This is a genomic window from Thermoanaerobacterium xylanolyticum LX-11 (genome assembly GCF_000189775.2).
Taxonomy (GTDB): domain Bacteria; phylum Bacillota; class Thermoanaerobacteria; order Thermoanaerobacterales; family Thermoanaerobacteraceae; genus Thermoanaerobacterium; species Thermoanaerobacterium thermosulfurigenes.
The window spans coordinates 1511271-1529157 of sequence record NC_015555.1; the positions used below are offsets into that span (position 1 = coordinate 1511271).

Genomic DNA, 17887 nt, shown 5'->3' on the forward strand with positions numbered 1-17887 from the left:
TATACCTCCATCTATTCTGATATTTTATCATAAATTTTATCAAGCTCAATTGCACTTTCTTCTCCAGTGTCCATGTTTTTCATTTTTACCTTGCCATTTTTAAGTTCGTCTTCACCTAAAATTATCGTATACCTTACATTTAGTTTATTAGCGTATTTCATCTGTGCTTTAAGACTTCTTCCCATATTGTCAATCTCAACTGAAATTCCCAAACTCCTAAGTTTTGTAGCCATAGAAAACGCATATTTCTTTGCTTCATTTCCGATTGTGCATATGAAAAGATCTGGACGCTTTGGAGCGGGTATTTCAATGCCGCTGTTTTCAAGCGTCAGCAACAAACGTTCAAGTCCCAATCCAAACCCTACACCAGGTACAGAAGGACCTCCACATTCTTCTACTAAACCATCGTATCTTCCTCCACCACAAACAGTACCTTGTGCACCTATGTCGTTTGATATTATTTCAAAAGCTGTTTTAGTATAATAGTCAAGACCTCTAACTATCTTAGGATTAATGATAAAGTTAAATCCCGCTTCTTTTAAATAAGATTGAAGACTTTCAAAGTGATTTTTGCAATCATCACAAAGATAATTAAGCATTAACGGTGCGTCCTTCAATATTCTTTTACAACTTTCAACCTTGCAATCAAGGACTCTCATGGGATTTATCTTATATCTTTCTTTGCAATCATCACATAAATTTTCAATATTTTCTCCTAAAAATTCTTTCAACGCTTTGTTATATTCCCTTCTGCAGTTAGGACATCCAATGCTGTTGATATTTAGCTCCAAATTTTTAAGTCCCAATTTATTGAATAGAGTCATAGCAACACTGATTACTTCAGCATCAGCCAAGGCGTCATTTGACCCAAACATTTCTATTCCAAATTGATGGTGTTCCCTAAGCCTTCCTGACTGAGGTCTTTCATATCTATATACTGGTGTTATGTAGTAAATCTTAACTGGCATCGTTTCTGCGTATAAGTTGTGTTCAACAAACGCTCTTACAGCAGGCGAAGTTCCCTCAGGCTTTAAAGTAATACTTCTACCGCTCTTGTCATTAAAAGTGTACATTTCCTTTCTGACAATATCAGTTGATTCGCCAACACCTCTTAAAAATAGTTCAGTGTGCTCAAACCCAGGTGTTCTAATTTCTTTAAATCCAAAATCTGCACATATTTCTCTTATCATATTTTCTAAATATTGCCATTTGTAAGCTTCTGATGGAAGTACATCTTTTGTCCCTCTAGGCGCTTTTGTAAGCATAAAATCAACTCCTCTTTATACTTAAGTATTATATAATATAAAATTCTCTCAATCCCGCAAATAAATTGCAGGGACGAGAGAATTTCCCGTGGTGCCACCCTGATTACAACTCTTTCCTTTAACGCAGGTTTACGTATTTGGCCTACATATCGACCAATATGCTAATAGGCGTCTTTCGCAAAGGCAGTGATATAAAGATACTCTCAGTCACGGTATCTTCTCCCTTTTATATGTGCTTTTGCTACTCTCCTACTCATCGCAGTATACTATATCAAGCTATTTATTTGATATTATAACTTTAATATATTGACGTGTCAAGCCAGAAAAGAACTACTGCTTTTCTTTTAATACTTTCATTAACTTTTCAAAATATTCAGGAGTTGGTGCCTCAAATTCCATATAAACTTTCTTAGATGGATGCACTAAGCCTAAAAGCTTTGAATGTAACACCTGACCTGAAAGATTAAATCTCTGTTTTTTATATCCGTAAACTTCGTCACCTACAATTGGATGCCCAATATATGCCATATGAACTCTAATCTGATGAGTGCGACCAGTTTTTATTATCGCTTCTACAAGAGAATTGTTTTTATACCTTTCGAGAACTCTATACAATGTTAAAGCATAGCGTCCATCTTTTACAACAGCCATCTTTTTTCTCTCAATATGATCTCTTCCTATTGGAGCCTCTACAGCTCCTTCATCGTTTTTAATTACTCCCTCAACGATCGCTAAATATTTCTTTAAAATAGTCCTGTTTTTTATTTGATTTGAAAGCTCAAGATGAGCTTTGTCATTTTTAGCAACAACCATTACGCCAGAAGTATCTTTATCAAGCCTATGGACAATTCCCGGCCTTAATTCTCCATTTATGCCCGACAAATTTGTGCAATGGTATAAAAGCGCATTGACAAGTGTACCACTTAAATTACCAGGAGCAGGGTGAACCACCATGCCTTGAGGCTTATTTACAACAATTATATCATCATCTTCGTAAATAATATCAAGAGGAATATTTTCTGGTTTTAAGTCTATTTCTTCCGCTTCAGGTATATTTAAGTTTATCACATCACCTTCCCTTACCTTATAATTAGGCTTTACCGATTTGCCGTTAACTTTAACAAGTTCATCTAATATCAATTTCTTTAAATATGATCTTGTATAATCTACTTCCGAAGCTAAAAAAGAGTCTATTCTTTTATCTACATCATCTTTTTCTGCAATTATATTCACAATATTAACTATGTTCATGAATTACAACCCTTCCAAGCATATAACCTACTATTATTGACTTTCTTTTTTAAATATCAAAGTATAGCACAACAATATAGCGCCTACTACTATCATGGAATCAGCTAAATTAAAGACTGCTGGAAAAAACCTGAAGTCAATGAAATCTACAACATACCCTAATCTGACTCTATCGATCAAATTTCCGATGGCTCCACCGAGAATCATGGATAAAGTAAACTTATAAAATGTACTGCTGGGTATATTTATAATTGAATACACCAATATTGTCCCAACAATAACCGTTATTATTATAAAAAATACTGTCTTATTTTGCAATATTCCAAAAGCAGCACCTTTATTTTCAACGTACGTAAAGTTAAATACATTGTCTATTATAGGAAAAGTCCCAATGGGTTTTAAATACCTCACTACAAAGTATTTTGAAATTTGGTCAATTAAAATAGAAATAAAAACAATGATAATTTCCAAAATTTATCCTCCTAAGTAAAAGCTTAAAATTAGGGCTTGAAAATCGAGCCCTAATTTAGATTTCAATCTTTCAAAAATTATTTTACGTACTTGGATAACAATTCTTCTATCTCTTTTTCATCTATAGATGGTCTTTTAACATTATCGTATAAAATCCAATCTTCTAAATGCACAGTTGATGCACCAGGTTCTAATTTTACCATAGGACCTAATGACTCCATTTCCATCATCCAATCTGTCGTATATGTTTCGTAAGAAGCATTGTAATCCGGATAAACTGCATTTTCATCATGTTTAAATTTCTTTATAAAAAGATGTCCATGATTAAAGTACGCTGCCCATCCTTTTTCATTTTGAATTCCAAATTTAAATGGTTCTTTTTTATTAGGGTCTTGCTCAAAAATTATGTATTTGTCTCCAAAGTGTATTCTGTGATCTTTCATATGAGAGTAAGGCCACAATACTAAAGCTCTATTTGGCAAAAGTCCAGTGTCTTTCATAGGTTGCTCAACGACTTGAAGACCTCCTGTTGCCATGATAGATATAGCCCATGGTGAAAGCTCTACCGCCCAAGCACCTTTATTTGTAAGCGTATGCTTAACATTTACAATAGGTTTATCTGGTTCTAAAGTTATTTCAATTTCCTTTTGTATATATGCATAATCTTTAGGCTCTTGAATAAGCTTAATGCCATTTTCTATTTCTTCGTACTTTATTGGAAAATTATCAAGTGTATATGTTCTTGGCATGGCTTCAGGGCTGTGCCACAATCTATGCCCACCATAATTTCTCCAAATGTCCTCACCTTTTTTACCTGCATCTTCTTCATTAATGCTGAATTCATTTTCTTGTCCTACAAACCCAAATCTCATTATCCTTGGACCTATTTCCGTTGTAGCTATAAAATCAACCACCCCATTAGAAACTTCAATGCAATTATTCCAACCCGAAAATGAAACCTTTTTAATCGTAACACTCATGATACCATTCCTTTCTTAAATAAAGCATACTTGTATGATTCCTAAAAATTTTTGAATAAGAGTGCGATAAAGCACTCTTATTCATCACTTTAATAGCTCTAATACCTTGTTGACGACATTTTCAACAGTGAATCCAAATTCTCTAAAGAGTATTTCACCAGGCGCAGATGCTCCAAAATGATCAAGACCAATTACACAGCCATCAAGGCCAACGTATTTATACCAGCTCATAGTACTTGCAGCCTCTACTGCAATTCTGGCTCTCACATTATCAGGAAGCACTGTTTTTTTGTATTCATTTGGTTGCATATCAAATATCTCCATTGAAGGCATGCTTACTACCCTCGCCTTAATCCCCTTCTCTTTAAGCACTTTGTATGCCTCATAAATCAAACTAACCTCTGAACCACTGGCCAATAAAATCACATCTGGATTTCCATTTTCAGCATCACACAACACATATCCGCCTTTTAAAGCATCTTTTGATGTCTCATCATAAACAGGAAGATTTTGCCTTGTCAATATCAATGCTGTTGGACCGTCTTTTTTGTTAAGAGCGTAGCACCATGCAGCAGAAACTTCTTTTGAGTCTGCAGGCCTTATAACCGTCAAGTTTGGAATGCTTCTTAACATTGGCAAATGTTCTATCGGTTCGTGTGTTGGACCATCCTCGCCAACGCCAATGCTGTCATGAGTAAATACGTAAATTACAGGAAGCTTCATCAATGCAGATAACCTTACAGCACCCTTCATATAATCACTGAATACGAGGAATGTAGATACATAAGGTATAATACCGCCATAAGCAGCCATTCCATTCGCAATCGCTGCCATTGCATGTTCTCTAACGCCAAAGTGAAAATTAGAGCCACCTCTGTTTTCGCTGCTATAGTCGCCTCTATCTTTTGTGTAAGTCTTTGTAGATGGCGCAAGATCTGCAGAACCACCTATCAGATTTGGGACAAGCTTAACCAAATAATTCAAAACGTCTCCAGATGAAGACCTTGTAGCCGTCTTTACTTTAAAATTCCAAAGGCCTTCGTCAGCGACTAAATCAACCGGCAATTTCTCACTGTGCCATTTATCCCATTCTTCTGCTAATTCTGGATAGTCTTTTCTATAATTTTCAAACATTCTATTCCATTTTTCTTCTTCTTTATTTAATTCTTCTATGATATTTTCAAAATGCTTACGCACTTCATCTGGAACATAAAATTCCTCATCATAATCCCATCCCAAAAACTTTTTAGTTGCCTCTACATTTTTATCTCCCAGTGGCTCTCCATGTGCTGAAGCTTTTCCTTGTTTCTCTGGGCAGCCGTATCCAATCACTGTCTTTACTATGATAAGTGACGGCCTTTCTTTGTCTGCCTTTGCTTCTTCAATAGCTTTTCCTATCTTTTCTACGTCATTACCATCATCTACTTTTATAACTTGCCAACCATAAGCCTCAAATCTTTTACCAACATCTTCTGTAAAAGCAATATCTGTACCACCTTCGATAGAAATGTTATTGGAATCGTACAATGCTATCAATTTACCAAGCTTTAGCGTTCCAGCTAAAGAACACGCTTCAGACGAAATGCCCTCCATGAGGCATCCATCGCCAACGATAGCGTATGTATAATTATCTACTATGTCATACCCTGGACGGTTAAATTTGCTTGCCATATAAGTCTCGGCGATTGCCATGCCAACAGCGTTTGAAATACCTTGTCCCAATGGACCTGTAGTAATTTCAACACCTGGTGTATGCCCATATTCTGGATGTCCCGGAGTTAAACTTTGCCATTGTCTAAAATTCTTAAGATCTTCTATTGTAAGTCCATAGCCAAAAAGATGCAACAATGAATATAAAAGTGCAGAACCATGTCCAGCAGATAATATAAATCTATCTCGCCCAGCCCATTTAGGATTTTGGGGACTGTGCTTTAAATATTTGGCCCACAATGTATATGCCATTGGAGCAGAACCCATTGGCATACCTGGATGTCCAGAGTTAGCCTTTTGCACCTGTTCGATTGAAAGTATACGTATAGTATTAATTGCTAATTCATCAATCCTGTTCATACTTAACTCTCCTTTGCTTTTTAATTACCATTAATATTATAACATTGGATAAATCGTAATAAAAGAATTTAACTTAAAATTCGAGCAAGTTACGAATTATTTTTATATTTTGCACACTTTTTTTGTTGAGTTTTATGACAGAATAACAACGAAATAAAATGCACTTAGTTATTGACTAGATAAATATACTATGATATAATAAATTTCGTCGCAGGGGAGTAGCTCAATTGGTAGAGCGGCGGTCTCCAAAACCGTAGGTTGCGAGTTCGATTCTTGTCTCCCCTGCCATTTTTATGCCTAAAATGCTTTTTAAACACAAGATTCGCTTTTATTTTAATGTTTTTTTGTAATCTTCATTGCTTATTTTGTCTACCTCTTCCACATATCCTGAATTATAATCATCGTAATCGTCATCATAATTATCAAGCCCTGCCTTAGTTTTATTATACCTTGCTACCGCTTGATACGAATCCTCAGCGTCAAATTGATTTTCGTCTTTAGAATCCATGTATCCCCATCCAAAAAGATATTTAATAGTTCTTTCTTCGTTGGGGCGTGAAAATCTAAGATCGCTTAATTTTAAATCATTATTTTTCGCACATTTTGCGCACAAAGGTGTATATGGCAATGCTTCTAACCTTTCTATTTCAATTTCTTTATGACAATGATTGCATATACCATACTTACCGCTAACCATCCGTGAAAGAGCATCATCGATTTGCCTCAAAACGTGTTGTTCGTTATCTTTTAATGCGTAATTTTTCTCTAATTCATATACTTCCGAAGCTATGTCTGCTGGATGATTGTCCGCTAATGATAGTTCCTGATAATATTCTCTCTCACCAATTTTTCCAGTTCCATTATTATCATCCATCTCGTTTAAAGTATGCAAAATTTTATTTCTTTCATCAATAAGTCTTTTTCTAAAGTACTCTAATTTTTTGTCATCCATAATAACCACATGCCTTTCTATCATAAATTTTGTTGAACAATTTTAATTATATGAGCAATAATATTGCCTATAATAGGCAAATTCAATAAAACCGCTCTTTGCAATATGTATATTACAATTGCTCCAAGCAATGTAAATCCTATAGCCATGCCAAAACCACGTGCAAGCCCACCGACAAAGTTAAGCCATAGGAGTCTATAAGGGCTTTGCATCAATTCTACATAGTCAGCTATTTTCATTTTTTCCATCATCTCAGACATTTTTTCAATTTGCTTTTTTATTTCATTTAATAATTTATTATCCAAGCCCCATTCCTCCTATAAACTATTTTGTCTTTTTGGGCAAAGTTTATTAATAATTTATTGTTTTTTAAACTTAAATATGCTTAAATTAGTAATAAGAAGATGTATATTTTAATAAAATTATCTTAGTAAAATTGATGAGGGGAATAAAATGAAAAAAAAGAAAAATAAAGATTTTTTAAACCCTTTTTACAACAGAAAATGGCATAAATATGTAGCTTTGACTATTGTCATTGTAATGATAGTTGCATTAATAGCTGCTTTCAGTCTGCCTATTCTAAATTATTAAAAGTGCGCATAAAGCGCACTAAATCTTTAATCAATTTCTTCTAGCACTTTCAATATCTCATCTACGTGTCCATCAACTTTCACTTTCCTAAAAATTTTCTTTACTATGCCTTTCCTATCTATTACAAAAGTTGATCTTTCTATGCCCATTTTTTTCTTTCCATACATATTTTTTTCTTTATAGACACCGTACTCTGTTGAAACTTTAGCATCATCATCGCTTAAGAGTATAAATGGCAAATCAAATTTTTCAATAAATTTTTTATGAGACTCTAAATCATCTAAGCTTACCCCTATTACAACTGCGTCATTATCTTCAATAGAATTTATGTTGTCTCTAAACTGGCAAGCTTCCTTTGTGCATCCAGGCGTATTGTCCTTGGGATAAAAGTAAAGAACAACTTTTTTACCCCTATAATCTTTTAAAGAGACATTCTTTCCATCACTTGACATAAGAATGAAATCAGGGGCTTCTTTTTCTACTTCAACCATCAACTTTTCCTCCTTTGATAATTATTTTCTTTTAATATTTCTTATCTTAATTATATCAGTTTTACAATAATAATCAATGATTAAATTTAAAAAGAGGCAAATAGCCTCCTTTTAAATTACATCTTTGACTGATGATATAAAATTTATCACACTGTTAAATATTTCATCATTATTTCTTGAATCATTTATCATTTTAACTATTGCACTGCCAATTATTATTCCATCACAGTACGGAGCAAATTTTTTCGCCATCTCAGGTCCAGATATGCCAAATCCAATTGCTTTTGGCAAATTAGTGTACTTTGACACCAAATGCATGTACTTTTCAATATCAGTTTCAATAGAATTCCTCACACCTGTAACGCCTTTTGTGGAAACACAATACACAAAGCCTTTTCCGTTTTCACAAATCTTTTTTATCCTGTCATTTGAAGTAGGTGCAACTAACGGTATCAAATAAACATGGTGTTTTTCAGATAATTCTTTTATGTCTTTTCTTTCCTCCAGTGGCAAATCGGGTATAATTAGTCCATCTACACCTGATTCTTTTGCATTCTTTAAAAATTTTTCAATTCCATATTTATAGATGGAATTGTAATAAACAAGGTACACAAGCGGTACATCTGTATTTTGTCTTATTATTTTAACAGCATTCATTATATTATCTATTTTAGTACCTTTTTTCAGCGCTCTGGCAGATGAAGCTTGTATTATAGGTCCATCTGCCAGCGGGTCCGAATATGGAATTCCGATCTCTATAATGTCAGCTCCACTTTCGACCATTTTATACACTAAATTGATGGTTACATCTATATCGGGATCTCCAGCAGTTATAAATGTAATTAGTGCTTTTCGTCCTTTTTTCTTTAATTCATTGAATTTTTTATCAATCCTGTTTTCTCTTAAGTTGTTAACTTCCACACTTGACAACATCATAGCTCAACCTCCAAAACATTTGCTACTGTATTGACGTCTTTATCTCCTCTACCTGACAAATTTACAACTATAATATCATTTTTGCTAAGATTTGGAGCAAGTTTCATTGCATACGCAACAGCATGGGCACTTTCCAACGCCGGAATGATTCCTTCAATTTGAGATAAATCCATAAAAGCTGACAAAGCTTCTTCATCAGTTGCATATACATATTGCGCTCTGCCGATATCCCTCAAATAAGCATGTTCAGGCCCAACCCCAGGATAATCGAGTCCTGCTGATATTGAGTACACAGGCATTATCTGTCCTTCATCGTCTTGAAGAAGATAAGTCATCATGCCATGGAGAATGCCGATACTTCCTTTTGCCATTGTAGAAGCATGTTTATCTGTATCTATTCCAAGACCTGCAGCTTCTACACCTATAAGTTTAACTGATAAATCGTTTATAAAAGGGTAAAATATCCCCATAGAATTGCTACCACCGCCTACACATGCAACAATATAATCTGGCAATCTCTTTTCTTTGCTTAAAATTTGTTCTCTCGTCTCGTCACCGATCACTCTCTGAAAATCTCTAACCATTATCGGATATGGATGCGGTCCTACAACAGAACCCATCACGTAAAATGTATCATCGATATTTGTGACCCAATGGCGTATCGCTTCGTTAACAGCATCTTTCAATGTGCCAGTTCCCGTCCTAACAGGAGTAACTTTTGCACCCAACAACTTCATTCTAAATACGTTCAATGATTGCCTTGTTATGTCTTCTTCTCCCATAAATACCTCACATTCCATGTCAAACATCGCAGCACCTGTTGCAGTCGCTACACCGTGTTGCCCTGCACCTGTTTCAGCGATGACTTTCCTTTTGCCCATTCTTTTAGCCAACAATATTTGTCCTATTACGTTGTTTATTTTATGGGCACCAGTATGGTTTAAATCTTCTCTCTTCAAATATATTTTTGCGCCACCTAATCTCTCGGTTAAATTTCTTGCAAAATACAACGGTGTAGGCCTTCCAGAATATTCTCTTAAATAATATTTGTATTCATCAATAAAATTTTCATCGTTTATCGCCTTGTAAAATTCGTCTTCAAGTTCTATCAATGCATTCATAATCGTTTCCGGCACATATTGGCCACCAAATTTACCAAATCTTCCTACCATTTTACACTCCTCACTTTACATATTAAATCTTTCATCAATTGATAATTTTTAAAGCCACCGACTTCAACACCACTGGATACATCTATTACATCCGGTCTAGCTGTTTCTACAGCTTTTAAAACATTGTCAGGATTAATGCCTCCTGCTAAAATAAACTTGCACTTTAAGTTGTCCTTTACATCATTAACTAAATTCCAATCAAATTTCATACCTGAACCACCGTAAAAGCCATTTATCTTGCTGTCAAGGAGAATACCATCAACATTATAATCTCGCAATCTAAAAACATCGCTTTTTTCACTAATCCGAATTGCCTTCCATACAGTATAATCATCAAAATTGTCTATATAATCTTGTTGCTCATCGCCATGGAATTGCAAAACATCTAAATTCAGATAAACAGCTACATCCTTTACTACTGAAACTTTTTCATTTACAAAAACACCGACTTTTTTTATTTGTCTGTCGAGATTTTTAATAAGGCTATATGCCGTATTTACATCCACTTTCCGCTTGCTTTCAGCAAAGACAAAACCAGCATAATCAGGCTTTAAATTATTAAGGTATTCTATATCTTCTGCCCGCCTTATTCCACATATTTTCACCAATGTCATTTTAAACACCCTTTGATTGAATTACGAAATCATCAATTTTCCCACCATTTTTGATTATATTCATAAATGTTTCACCAATTAGGACAGCATTTACACCTAATGATTTTAAAAATTTTACGTCATCAGGGGTCTTTATGCCACTTTCAGATACCAACAGAACACCACTTGGCACGTATCTAATAAGCCTTTCTGTCGTCTTTAAATCAACGCGAAAATCCTTTAAGTCCCTGTTATTTATACCCAAAATATCTACATTCGCATTTAATGCTATTTCAAGTTCTCGTTCGTCATGAACCTCAACAATGGCATCTAATCCAATTTTTTTTGCAATATCGTAAAACTTCTTTAAATCATCTCCAAGTACAGCCACTATTAGCAAGACAGCATCTGCACCAATTAATTTGCTTTCGTATATTTGGTATTCGTCAAATATGAAGTCTTTTCTAAGAATTGGCTTTGATGTTACTTCTTTCACATCGTTTATATATGAATCATCTCCTTTAAAATAATTTTTTTCTGTAAGAACAGATATGGCTTCGATATTGGCATCTTCATACAATTTAGCAATTTTTATATGATCAAAGTCATCTAAAATTGTTCCTCTCGACGGAGAAGCTTTTTTTATTTCAGCTATTATTGATATATCCTCAGCTTTCAACGCTTCTTTAAAATTCCTCACATCTTTGTCGTTTTTAATTTCTTTTAATATATCATCCAGCGTTTTTTTAATTTTTTTCATTTCCACCTGTTTTTTTTTCTTAAAGATAATATCATCAAGTATCATTGCAAATACACCTTCTGAAAACTTAATATGTCATTCAGCTTGCCTAATGCCTTGCCTGAATCAATGAGATATTCTGCAAGCTTAACACCTTCCTTAATGCTATCAACCGCTTTACCAACATACAAAGCTGCAGCGCTATTTAAAACTACAATGTCTCTTTTAGGGCCTTTTTCACCATTTAATATGTCTAAAATGATTTTTGCATTTTCCTTTGAATCACCGCCACCAATATCCGAATCTTTCGACAGTCTAATACCGTAATCATTAGGGTCAATTGTGTAATCAGTAACCTTACCATCTCTCACTTCTGAAACAGTTGTAGTAGTGGTAGTGGTTATTTCGTCAAGTCCATCATTTCCGTGAACAACTAAAGCTCTTTCACACCCCAATTTTAGCAAAACTTCTGCTAATATATGCGTCAGGTTTTTATCATAAACGCCTAAAACTTGGCCTTTAACAGAAGCCGGATTTGTCAATGGTCCTAATATATTAAAAACTGTTCTTAAACCAAGTTCTTTTCTTATGGGGGCTACGTTTTTCATGGCTGAATGATACAAAGGTGCGAAAAGGAATCCAAATCCTACCTCATCGATGAATTTCTTGGTCATCTCCGGTTCTGCATCGATTTTTACACCTAATTCATTTAATACATCGGCACTGCCGCTTTTACTGGAAACAGCTTTGTTGCCATGTTTGGCTATTTTGATTCCAGCAGACGAAGAAATTATTGCAACTGCAGTAGAAATATTAAATGTTTTTCCGCCGTCACCTCCCGTTCCACAGGTATCTATGACATATTGAGAATCAAGCTTCAATTTTTTTGCATTTTCTATCATTGACTTTGCAGAACCGGTTATCTCATCGATTGATTCGCCTTTCATCCTAAGGCCTATAAGATAACCACCAATCAATGGCGGGCTTGATTCCCCTTTCATTATTACATCCATGGCGCTTTTTGCCTCTGTCTCGGTTAAATTCTCCCCTTTAATGATCTTTTCAATGGCTTCCTTTAACATTGCAGATCCCCTCCACAAAATTTTTTAATATATTTTTACCATCATCTGTTAAAATAGACTCTGGATGAAATTGAAGTCCGTACACATGATAGAACTTATGCTTAACTGCCATAATAGTTCCATCATCTGTTTCTGCAGTTATTTCTAATGATTTTGGCAATGAGCTTTTGTCAATTACAAGCGAATGATATCTCATGGCTTTTATTGGACTTTTTATACCTTCAAATATTCCTTTGCCAACATGATTGACAGATGAAGTCTTACCATGCATTATAGTGGTTGCTTTGATTATTTTTGCGCCATAAGCATATCCAATAGCTTGATGTCCAAGGCAAATCCCTAATATAGGTATTTTGCCTTCAAACTCATCGACTATGTCTACTGAAATTCCAGCATTTTCTGGTCTTCCCGGCCCAGGTGATATAATTATTCCCTTTGGATTCATTAAAGCTATGTCATTTAATCCTATTTTATCGTTGCGGACAACTAATATATCGCTGTAAATTTCGCCTATGAATTGATATAAGTTATAGGTAAATGAATCATAATTATCCACGAGAAGAAGCATCAAAGCACCTCCTTTAAGACCATTGCCTTATTTAAAGTTTCATAGTATTCAGCTTCTGGCTGAGAATCATATACAATTCCACATCCAGCTTGAATAAATGCAGTACCACTTTTTAATAACAACGTTCTTATTGCTATGCACATATCCATATCCCCATTGTAGGAAAAATAGCCGACTGCCCCAGCATAAAATGACCTCTTTACATTCTCCAGCTCATCAATTATCTCCATCGCTCTTATTTTCGGTGCACCCGAAACTGTTCCAGCAGGAAGACATGCAATTAGTGCATCAAACGCTGTAAGACCTTTTCTCAAGATGCCTGAAACTTTCGATACAATGTGCATTACATGTGAATAAAAATCGACTTCCATGAATCTATCCAATCTGACAGTACCAAATTCACTTACTTTACCTATATCATTTCTTCCAAGGTCAACTAACATGACGTGTTCCGCCTTTTCCTTCTCATCATTTAAAAGCTCATCTTTCAATATTAAATCTTCTTCAGTGCTTTTTCCTCTTTTTCTGGTTCCTGCAATGGGATTTGTAGTAACTTTATTGCCAAATACGGATACAAGGCTTTCTGGCGACGAACCTATCAGTTGGAAATCGTCAAAGTCGATGTAAAACATGTATGGTGATGGATTTGCATTCCTCAGTCTCCTGTATACATCAAAAGGTACAGAATCTGTTTTAACTTTAAGTCTCTGAGACGGAACTACCTGAAATATGTCGCCGTTTTTTATATATTCTTTTGCTTTAATTACAATATTGCAAAATTCTTCTTTAGTAAGATTATAATCAATATCAGAAATGAGTTTTTTTGGCTTTATATCGTGAATTTTTACATTACTCTTTATGTCTAAGATCACTTTCCTCAATTTTCCTTTTATAGCGTCATACTCTTCATTCTCATCGGGAAATACATTGTAAATAACAGATACATTATGTTTATAGTGATCATAGCAAATTATGGTCTTATAAAACATAAAATACGCATCAGGTATTCCTATTTCATCTACATTTTTCGATGGAAGATATTCATATTGCCTTATGACATCATATCCAGCATAGCCTATTGCTCCACCTGTAAATGGAAATTCAAGACCGCAATTATCATACTCGTACATCATATTTTCTCTTATAGAGTCAAGAATCCTGCCGTATTTTATTTTCTTCTCATCACCATCAATCTGGATTAAATCATCATTACTTTTGATCTTCAAATACGGATTTGAACCTATAAACGAATATCTACCCCACATTTTACTGCTTTCAGCACTTTCCAAAAGGAATTTATTTTCACCATCTAGATTGTAAAAAATATTGATTGGCGTTAATTCATCACCGTTTATCTCCTCGTAAACAGGAAAGACGATTTTCTTTTTTACAAGCCTTTCATATTCTTTTTCAGTAATATTCAACCAATACACCTCCTTAATATGCAAAAAAGTCACTCCATCCAATGGGACGAAGTGACTTCGCGGTGCCACCCAAATTGTTTTATACTTATGTGGTTTAAAAAAAGCATCTCATCCACTAAGGACGAAATGCTTTCATTTCGCTTTGCCACCTAAGTACAAAACATCTCATTCAGGTACAGATTTCTCGATACCCTGTCATTTTAACGGTAGACTACCGGGCAATGCTACTTTCATTTCACACGCCATCTCGCAGGCCCATTCAATAACGCCGTCAGTACCTGGCTTCCACCATCCCAGGCTCGCTTTAACCTAATGCGATATTTACTATTCCTGCTCATCGATTTTTTTCATTTCGATTGATTTAATTATATAACGTATTAAAATATATGTCAATAGTTTTAATCTTGTCGATCGTGTCAAGTATTTTTAGGTTTTTTTGAAAAAAAGACCTCACTATCACTCTAAGGATGAGTATTGATAGCTGGATTTTAAGAAAAGTTTTTTAGTGTTGAAGTCTCTTAACTTCTTGATAGCATAAAATCGCCACTCACTCTATAATCTTTGATTTTCTTTTAATATCTCACTCATTCTCAGATTCTCACGCTCTTCAAAGAAGCCATCATGTATATCAATGCTATTTATTCATGAATTTTACATGTGATAGGTAACCCAAATAAGCTCCCCATAATAATAACTAAAACTACAATCTTCAATATATATGCATACTTTTAAATGGCATTTCTCAATAGTAATGATTTTATAGCCTGACTTGTTAATGTTTTTTTATTTTGCAATATTGGCAAGCTTATTATGTTTTCATAAGTTGATCTTATTTTCTTTAGTTGTTGTTTCGCTTTATACACTGTTTGCTTTGGTATTTCTATTGGCTTTAAGCTTTCATATTGCTGTTTTAATACGACATCTTTCAGTGATATACCGCTTGCTTTTATTGCTCTTAATTTTGCCATTTTGTGAGCCCCAACCTTGCTCCATGAAATTGGTCTGCTTGATAGCCTCTCTGAAAGTACATGACTTACATGACTTTCTGCACTGCATCCTGTTATTTCTTTTTTGTAAAGGCTGTATGAATTTATTCCATCCCAATTGTTATTTATATAGGTTTGGCACTTCATTACGGGATTTTCTGTTCCGTTTAATTCTAGTTCTTTGTATTTTTGTGTTAAAAGCTCATTGACTTTTTGTTTGTCTGCTTTAAATATGGCTTTCCATAATTCTCTCTTTGTTTTTTTATCTTCTTTTATTGCAGCTGTTATGTATTTTTGTAGATGAAATAGGTCTAATACGTATACGGCATTAGGCAGATATTTTACTCCGAATTTTATCCATTCTGCTCCATCTCCAGATACGTATATGCGTTTTATTTTGTCTTCGTTATATGTGTTTACAATGTACTCCCATACTTCTTTCCATAACTCTTCTACTTTTTCTCCTTCGTATACACCTGAAAAGTATACGGCATTTTTTAGTTCATTTCTGCCTTTTGTTATTGTTTGTTTTCCTTCGTGTACGTATATTAATTTTACAATGTCTGGTTTGCCGTTTTGAAGATGTATATGGTCTTCATCAGCTTCTATGTATAAAGTTTCTATTTCTTTTTTAGTCTTTGGCTTTTCATATGTTTGAAGGTTGTCTATTTTTCTTAATGTGTTCATTACTGTTTGCCGGCTTACATTGCAGTTAGCTCCATTTCTTTTAAGTTCCTGAGTGGTTTTTTGATATGAGAGTATTGTAGAAAGATCCGTTATATCAGCTTTAAGCTCAGCATCTATTCTTTCATATTTTTGGATGCCAGCAGCTTTATCTACGAGATATGCCTTCTCTCCTGTTTCTTTGTTTTTATAGTATCGTCTTTTGTATGTGATATCTCCAAATGCAGTTGTTATTGTCCTTTCACAATCTTTTTGGACTACCACCCAGTTTTTCCTTTTGTATTTATCTTTATATATGCTTTGATCAAGTTCATGAAGTACATCTGCACAAATCTCTTTTCCTAATTCATTTAGAATTTTTTTAAGTTCTTCTTCAAATTCCAAATAGGTATATTTTCCATCAAGTAATCCAATAATTTTTTCTACAACAAGCAGGAATTTTTGAAGTGTATGTTGAATTATTTTCATAAGACCTCACCTTCCTATTTATTTTCTAACTCATCCTTTTGGGAGGATGGTGAGGTCTTATTTCTACATTTCATCGCTATTTTCCTGCTTTTTCACCTAAAAAAATTTTACACTAAGATCTTGTCTAAAATATAAATTATCTCACATCAACAATCATCTCTATATTTGCCTATTTTCTCCTCAATTGTCACACCATCAGGTTTAAAGTCTATCTTTACGATCGAAATTACTCTCTTGGCACCTTCATCTGCGCATATATTTTGAACCCTTTTCACAATATCCAAGAGAACATCGATATCTCCTTCCATAGTCGTTTCCATAGGGCTTACAAAATACTTAACACCTGTTGATTTTATGTAATCAATAACTTTATCTACGACTGGATAGATTCTTTCTTCTTCAACTATAGGTAATACTTGTAGGCTTACATTTACAGCACTCATGTTTAATTCTCCTTGATTAGATTTATCATCTCTTTAACTATGTTACTGGATACTATTGCTGCTTCCTTGACAAATTGGCTAAAATCTTTTGTCGCATTTCCATCGGCATTATCTGAAATGCTTCTTATTATAACAAATGGTATATTGTTAAGGTATGAAGTATGTGCAATTGCTGCGCCTTCCATCTCAACTGCTAATGCATTAAAAAGCCTCCCCAATTTTAAAGCCTCATCTTTTGATGAAATAAATTTATCACCTGAAACAATCCTGCCAATATACGCTTTCCCATCAATATTATCATTAGCAGCCTTATAAGCCACATCTATAAGATATTCGTCAGCTTTAAATACGCTTGTCTTCATGCGAGGTATTACTCCTAATTCGTCTCCAAATGCTGTTGTGTCAAAATCATGTTCTATCGCATCAGAAGAAATGACTATATCTCCAACATTTATGCCTTTTTTTAATCCTCCAGCAACACCTGTGTTTATTATGCAATCAACTTTAAATTCAGATATCAATATCTGTGTTGCAATCGCTGCATTTACCTTTCCTATTCCTGATTTTACAACAACTGCATCTACCCCATTTATTATACCGCTAAAAAAATCCATATCTGCCCTATTTATCGTAAGTTCATTAACAATAGCTTCCTTGAGTAGCTCCACTTCTTCCTCCATAGCGCCGATAAAGCCTATCTTTTTCACACTTATACTCTCCT

General features: G+C 34.4%; 19 protein-coding genes, 1 tRNA gene and 2 other annotated features. Of the genes, 2 read left to right on the top strand and 18 right to left on the bottom strand.

Annotated features, from left to right (window positions below; translation table 11 throughout):
* Positions 1 to 11: 11 nt before the first annotated feature.
* The 5 genes from hisS to tkt all read right to left on the bottom strand — a co-directional run bounded on the left by hisS (position 12) and on the right by tkt (position 6037).
* Entirely contained in the window at positions 12 to 1265 is a 1254-nt protein-coding gene (gene hisS / locus THEXY_RS07450) for a histidine--tRNA ligase (RefSeq protein WP_013788228.1), read from the bottom strand.
* Positions 1266 to 1331: 66 nt separating this feature from the next.
* Positions 1332 to 1531 (bottom strand) — a binding site (T-box leader).
* Between the two features lie 64 nt (positions 1532 to 1595).
* Positions 1596 to 2516, bottom strand: coding sequence for an RluA family pseudouridine synthase (locus THEXY_RS07455; RefSeq protein ID WP_013788229.1), 921 nt, complete (start codon positions 2514 to 2516; stop codon positions 1596 to 1598).
* A gap of 33 nt (positions 2517 to 2549) precedes the next feature.
* A complete protein-coding gene (gene lspA, locus THEXY_RS07460) occupies positions 2550 to 2987 on the bottom strand; it encodes a signal peptidase II (RefSeq protein WP_013788230.1) in 438 nt (145 codons plus the stop codon).
* A gap of 77 nt (positions 2988 to 3064) precedes the next feature.
* Positions 3065 to 3967 (bottom strand): TTE1925 family mutarotase, encoded by a 903-nt coding sequence (locus THEXY_RS07465; protein ID WP_013788231.1) that lies wholly within the window; start codon positions 3965 to 3967, stop codon positions 3065 to 3067.
* Positions 3968 to 4051: 84 nt separating this feature from the next.
* Complete coding sequence (gene tkt, locus THEXY_RS07470) at positions 4052 to 6037, bottom strand: transketolase (protein WP_013788232.1); 1986 nt, start codon at positions 6035 to 6037, stop codon at positions 4052 to 4054.
* 212 nt (positions 6038 to 6249) lie between these two features.
* Here tkt and THEXY_RS07475 point away from each other — a divergent pair.
* Positions 6250 to 6325: transfer RNA gene (locus THEXY_RS07475), tRNA-Trp, on the top strand.
* A gap of 40 nt (positions 6326 to 6365) precedes the next feature.
* Here the strand turns inward: THEXY_RS07475 and THEXY_RS07480 are convergent.
* A complete protein-coding gene (locus THEXY_RS07480) occupies positions 6366 to 6989 on the bottom strand; it encodes a TraR/DksA C4-type zinc finger protein (protein ID WP_041592088.1) in 624 nt (207 codons plus the stop codon).
* Between the two features lie 20 nt (positions 6990 to 7009).
* Positions 7010 to 7249, bottom strand: a complete 240-nt coding sequence (locus tag THEXY_RS07485) for a DUF5665 domain-containing protein (RefSeq protein WP_349265819.1) — start codon at positions 7247 to 7249, stop codon at positions 7010 to 7012.
* A 193-nt stretch (positions 7250 to 7442) separates the two neighbouring features.
* Between THEXY_RS07485 and THEXY_RS12640 the strand changes: the two genes are divergently transcribed.
* Positions 7443 to 7580, top strand: coding sequence for a hypothetical protein (locus THEXY_RS12640; RefSeq protein ID WP_013788235.1), 138 nt, complete (start codon positions 7443 to 7445; stop codon positions 7578 to 7580).
* A gap of 26 nt (positions 7581 to 7606) precedes the next feature.
* Here THEXY_RS12640 and bcp read toward each other — a convergent pair whose 3' ends face one another.
* From bcp to THEXY_RS07540, 11 genes are all read right to left on the bottom strand, one after another.
* Positions 7607 to 8071 carry a thioredoxin-dependent thiol peroxidase gene (bcp, locus tag THEXY_RS07490; RefSeq protein WP_013788236.1) on the bottom strand — a complete coding sequence of 155 codons (465 nt, stop codon included), beginning with the start codon at positions 8069 to 8071 and terminating at the stop codon, positions 7607 to 7609.
* Positions 8072 to 8182: 111 nt separating this feature from the next.
* A complete protein-coding gene (gene trpA / locus THEXY_RS07495) occupies positions 8183 to 9004 on the bottom strand; it encodes a tryptophan synthase subunit alpha (RefSeq protein WP_013788237.1) in 822 nt (273 codons plus the stop codon).
* Positions 9004 to 10179, bottom strand: coding sequence for a tryptophan synthase subunit beta (gene trpB / locus THEXY_RS07500; protein ID WP_013788238.1), 1176 nt, complete (start codon positions 10177 to 10179; stop codon positions 9004 to 9006). The genes trpA and trpB overlap by 1 nt, the downstream gene beginning before the upstream one ends.
* On the bottom strand, positions 10173 to 10793 hold the full coding sequence (locus THEXY_RS07505; protein ID WP_013788239.1) for a phosphoribosylanthranilate isomerase: 621 nt from the start codon (positions 10791 to 10793) through the stop codon (positions 10173 to 10175). The genes trpB and THEXY_RS07505 overlap by 7 nt, the downstream gene beginning before the upstream one ends.
* Position 10794: 1 nt before the next feature.
* A complete protein-coding gene (gene trpC / locus THEXY_RS07510; protein ID WP_013788240.1) occupies positions 10795 to 11577 on the bottom strand; it encodes an indole-3-glycerol phosphate synthase TrpC in 783 nt (260 codons plus the stop codon).
* Positions 11574 to 12593, bottom strand: coding sequence for an anthranilate phosphoribosyltransferase (gene trpD, locus THEXY_RS07515; RefSeq protein ID WP_013788241.1), 1020 nt, complete (start codon positions 12591 to 12593; stop codon positions 11574 to 11576). Before trpD ends, trpC begins: the two co-directional genes overlap by 4 nt.
* Positions 12574 to 13161 (bottom strand): anthranilate synthase component II, encoded by a 588-nt coding sequence (locus tag THEXY_RS07520; protein WP_013788242.1) that lies wholly within the window; start codon positions 13159 to 13161, stop codon positions 12574 to 12576. Before THEXY_RS07520 ends, trpD begins: the two co-directional genes overlap by 20 nt.
* Positions 13161 to 14585: an anthranilate synthase component I gene (gene trpE / locus THEXY_RS07525; RefSeq protein ID WP_013788243.1), complete on the bottom strand. Its 1425-nt coding sequence runs from the start codon at positions 14583 to 14585 to the stop codon at positions 13161 to 13163. Before trpE ends, THEXY_RS07520 begins: the two co-directional genes overlap by 1 nt.
* 39 nt (positions 14586 to 14624) lie before the next feature.
* Positions 14625 to 14932, bottom strand: a binding site (T-box leader).
* Between the two features lie 381 nt (positions 14933 to 15313).
* On the bottom strand, positions 15314 to 16723 hold the full coding sequence (locus THEXY_RS07530) for an ISLre2-like element ISTxy1 family transposase (RefSeq protein WP_013787232.1): 1410 nt from the start codon (positions 16721 to 16723) through the stop codon (positions 15314 to 15316).
* 146 nt (positions 16724 to 16869) lie between these two features.
* Positions 16870 to 17166 carry a thiamine-binding protein gene (locus THEXY_RS07535; protein ID WP_013788244.1) on the bottom strand — a complete coding sequence of 99 codons (297 nt, stop codon included), beginning with the start codon at positions 17164 to 17166 and terminating at the stop codon, positions 16870 to 16872.
* Positions 17167 to 17168: 2 nt separating this feature from the next.
* Positions 17169 to 17873, bottom strand: a complete 705-nt coding sequence (locus tag THEXY_RS07540; RefSeq protein WP_013788245.1) for a 5'-methylthioadenosine/adenosylhomocysteine nucleosidase — start codon at positions 17871 to 17873, stop codon at positions 17169 to 17171.
* Positions 17874 to 17887: the final 14 nt, after the last annotated feature.

Excerpts from the sequence above, each read along its gene's own strand:
- hisS (WP_013788228.1), bottom strand. The coding sequence starts at position 1,265 with ATGCTTACAAAAGCGCCTAGAGGGACAAAAGATGTACTTCCATCAGAA.
- THEXY_RS07455 (WP_013788229.1), bottom strand. The coding sequence starts at position 2,516 with ATGAACATAGTTAATATTGTGAATATAATTGCAGAAAAAGATGATGTA.
- THEXY_RS07465 (WP_013788231.1), bottom strand. The coding sequence starts at position 3,967 with ATGAGTGTTACGATTAAAAAGGTTTCATTTTCGGGTTGGAATAATTGC.
- tkt (WP_013788232.1), bottom strand. The coding sequence starts at position 6,037 with ATGAACAGGATTGATGAATTAGCAATTAATACTATACGTATACTTTCA.
- THEXY_RS07480 (WP_041592088.1), bottom strand. The coding sequence starts at position 6,989 with ATGGATGACAAAAAATTAGAGTACTTTAGAAAAAGACTTATTGATGAA.
- THEXY_RS07485 (WP_349265819.1), bottom strand. The coding sequence starts at position 7,249 with ATGTCTGAGATGATGGAAAAAATGAAAATAGCTGACTATGTAGAATTG.
- THEXY_RS12640 (WP_013788235.1), top strand. The coding sequence starts at position 7,443 with ATGAAAAAAAAGAAAAATAAAGATTTTTTAAACCCTTTTTACAACAGA.
- bcp (WP_013788236.1), bottom strand. The coding sequence starts at position 8,071 with ATGGTTGAAGTAGAAAAAGAAGCCCCTGATTTCATTCTTATGTCAAGT.
- trpA (WP_013788237.1), bottom strand. The coding sequence starts at position 9,004 with ATGTTGTCAAGTGTGGAAGTTAACAACTTAAGAGAAAACAGGATTGAT.
- trpB (WP_013788238.1), bottom strand. The coding sequence starts at position 10,179 with ATGGTAGGAAGATTTGGTAAATTTGGTGGCCAATATGTGCCGGAAACG.
- THEXY_RS07505 (WP_013788239.1), bottom strand. The coding sequence starts at position 10,793 with ATGACATTGGTGAAAATATGTGGAATAAGGCGGGCAGAAGATATAGAA.
- trpC (WP_013788240.1), bottom strand. The coding sequence starts at position 11,577 with ATGATACTTGATGATATTATCTTTAAGAAAAAAAAACAGGTGGAAATG.
- trpD (WP_013788241.1), bottom strand. The coding sequence starts at position 12,593 with ATGTTAAAGGAAGCCATTGAAAAGATCATTAAAGGGGAGAATTTAACC.
- THEXY_RS07520 (WP_013788242.1), bottom strand. The coding sequence starts at position 13,161 with ATGCTTCTTCTCGTGGATAATTATGATTCATTTACCTATAACTTATAT.
- THEXY_RS07530 (WP_013787232.1), bottom strand. The coding sequence starts at position 16,723 with ATGAAAATAATTCAACATACACTTCAAAAATTCCTGCTTGTTGTAGAA.
- THEXY_RS07535 (WP_013788244.1), bottom strand. The coding sequence starts at position 17,166 with ATGAGTGCTGTAAATGTAAGCCTACAAGTATTACCTATAGTTGAAGAA.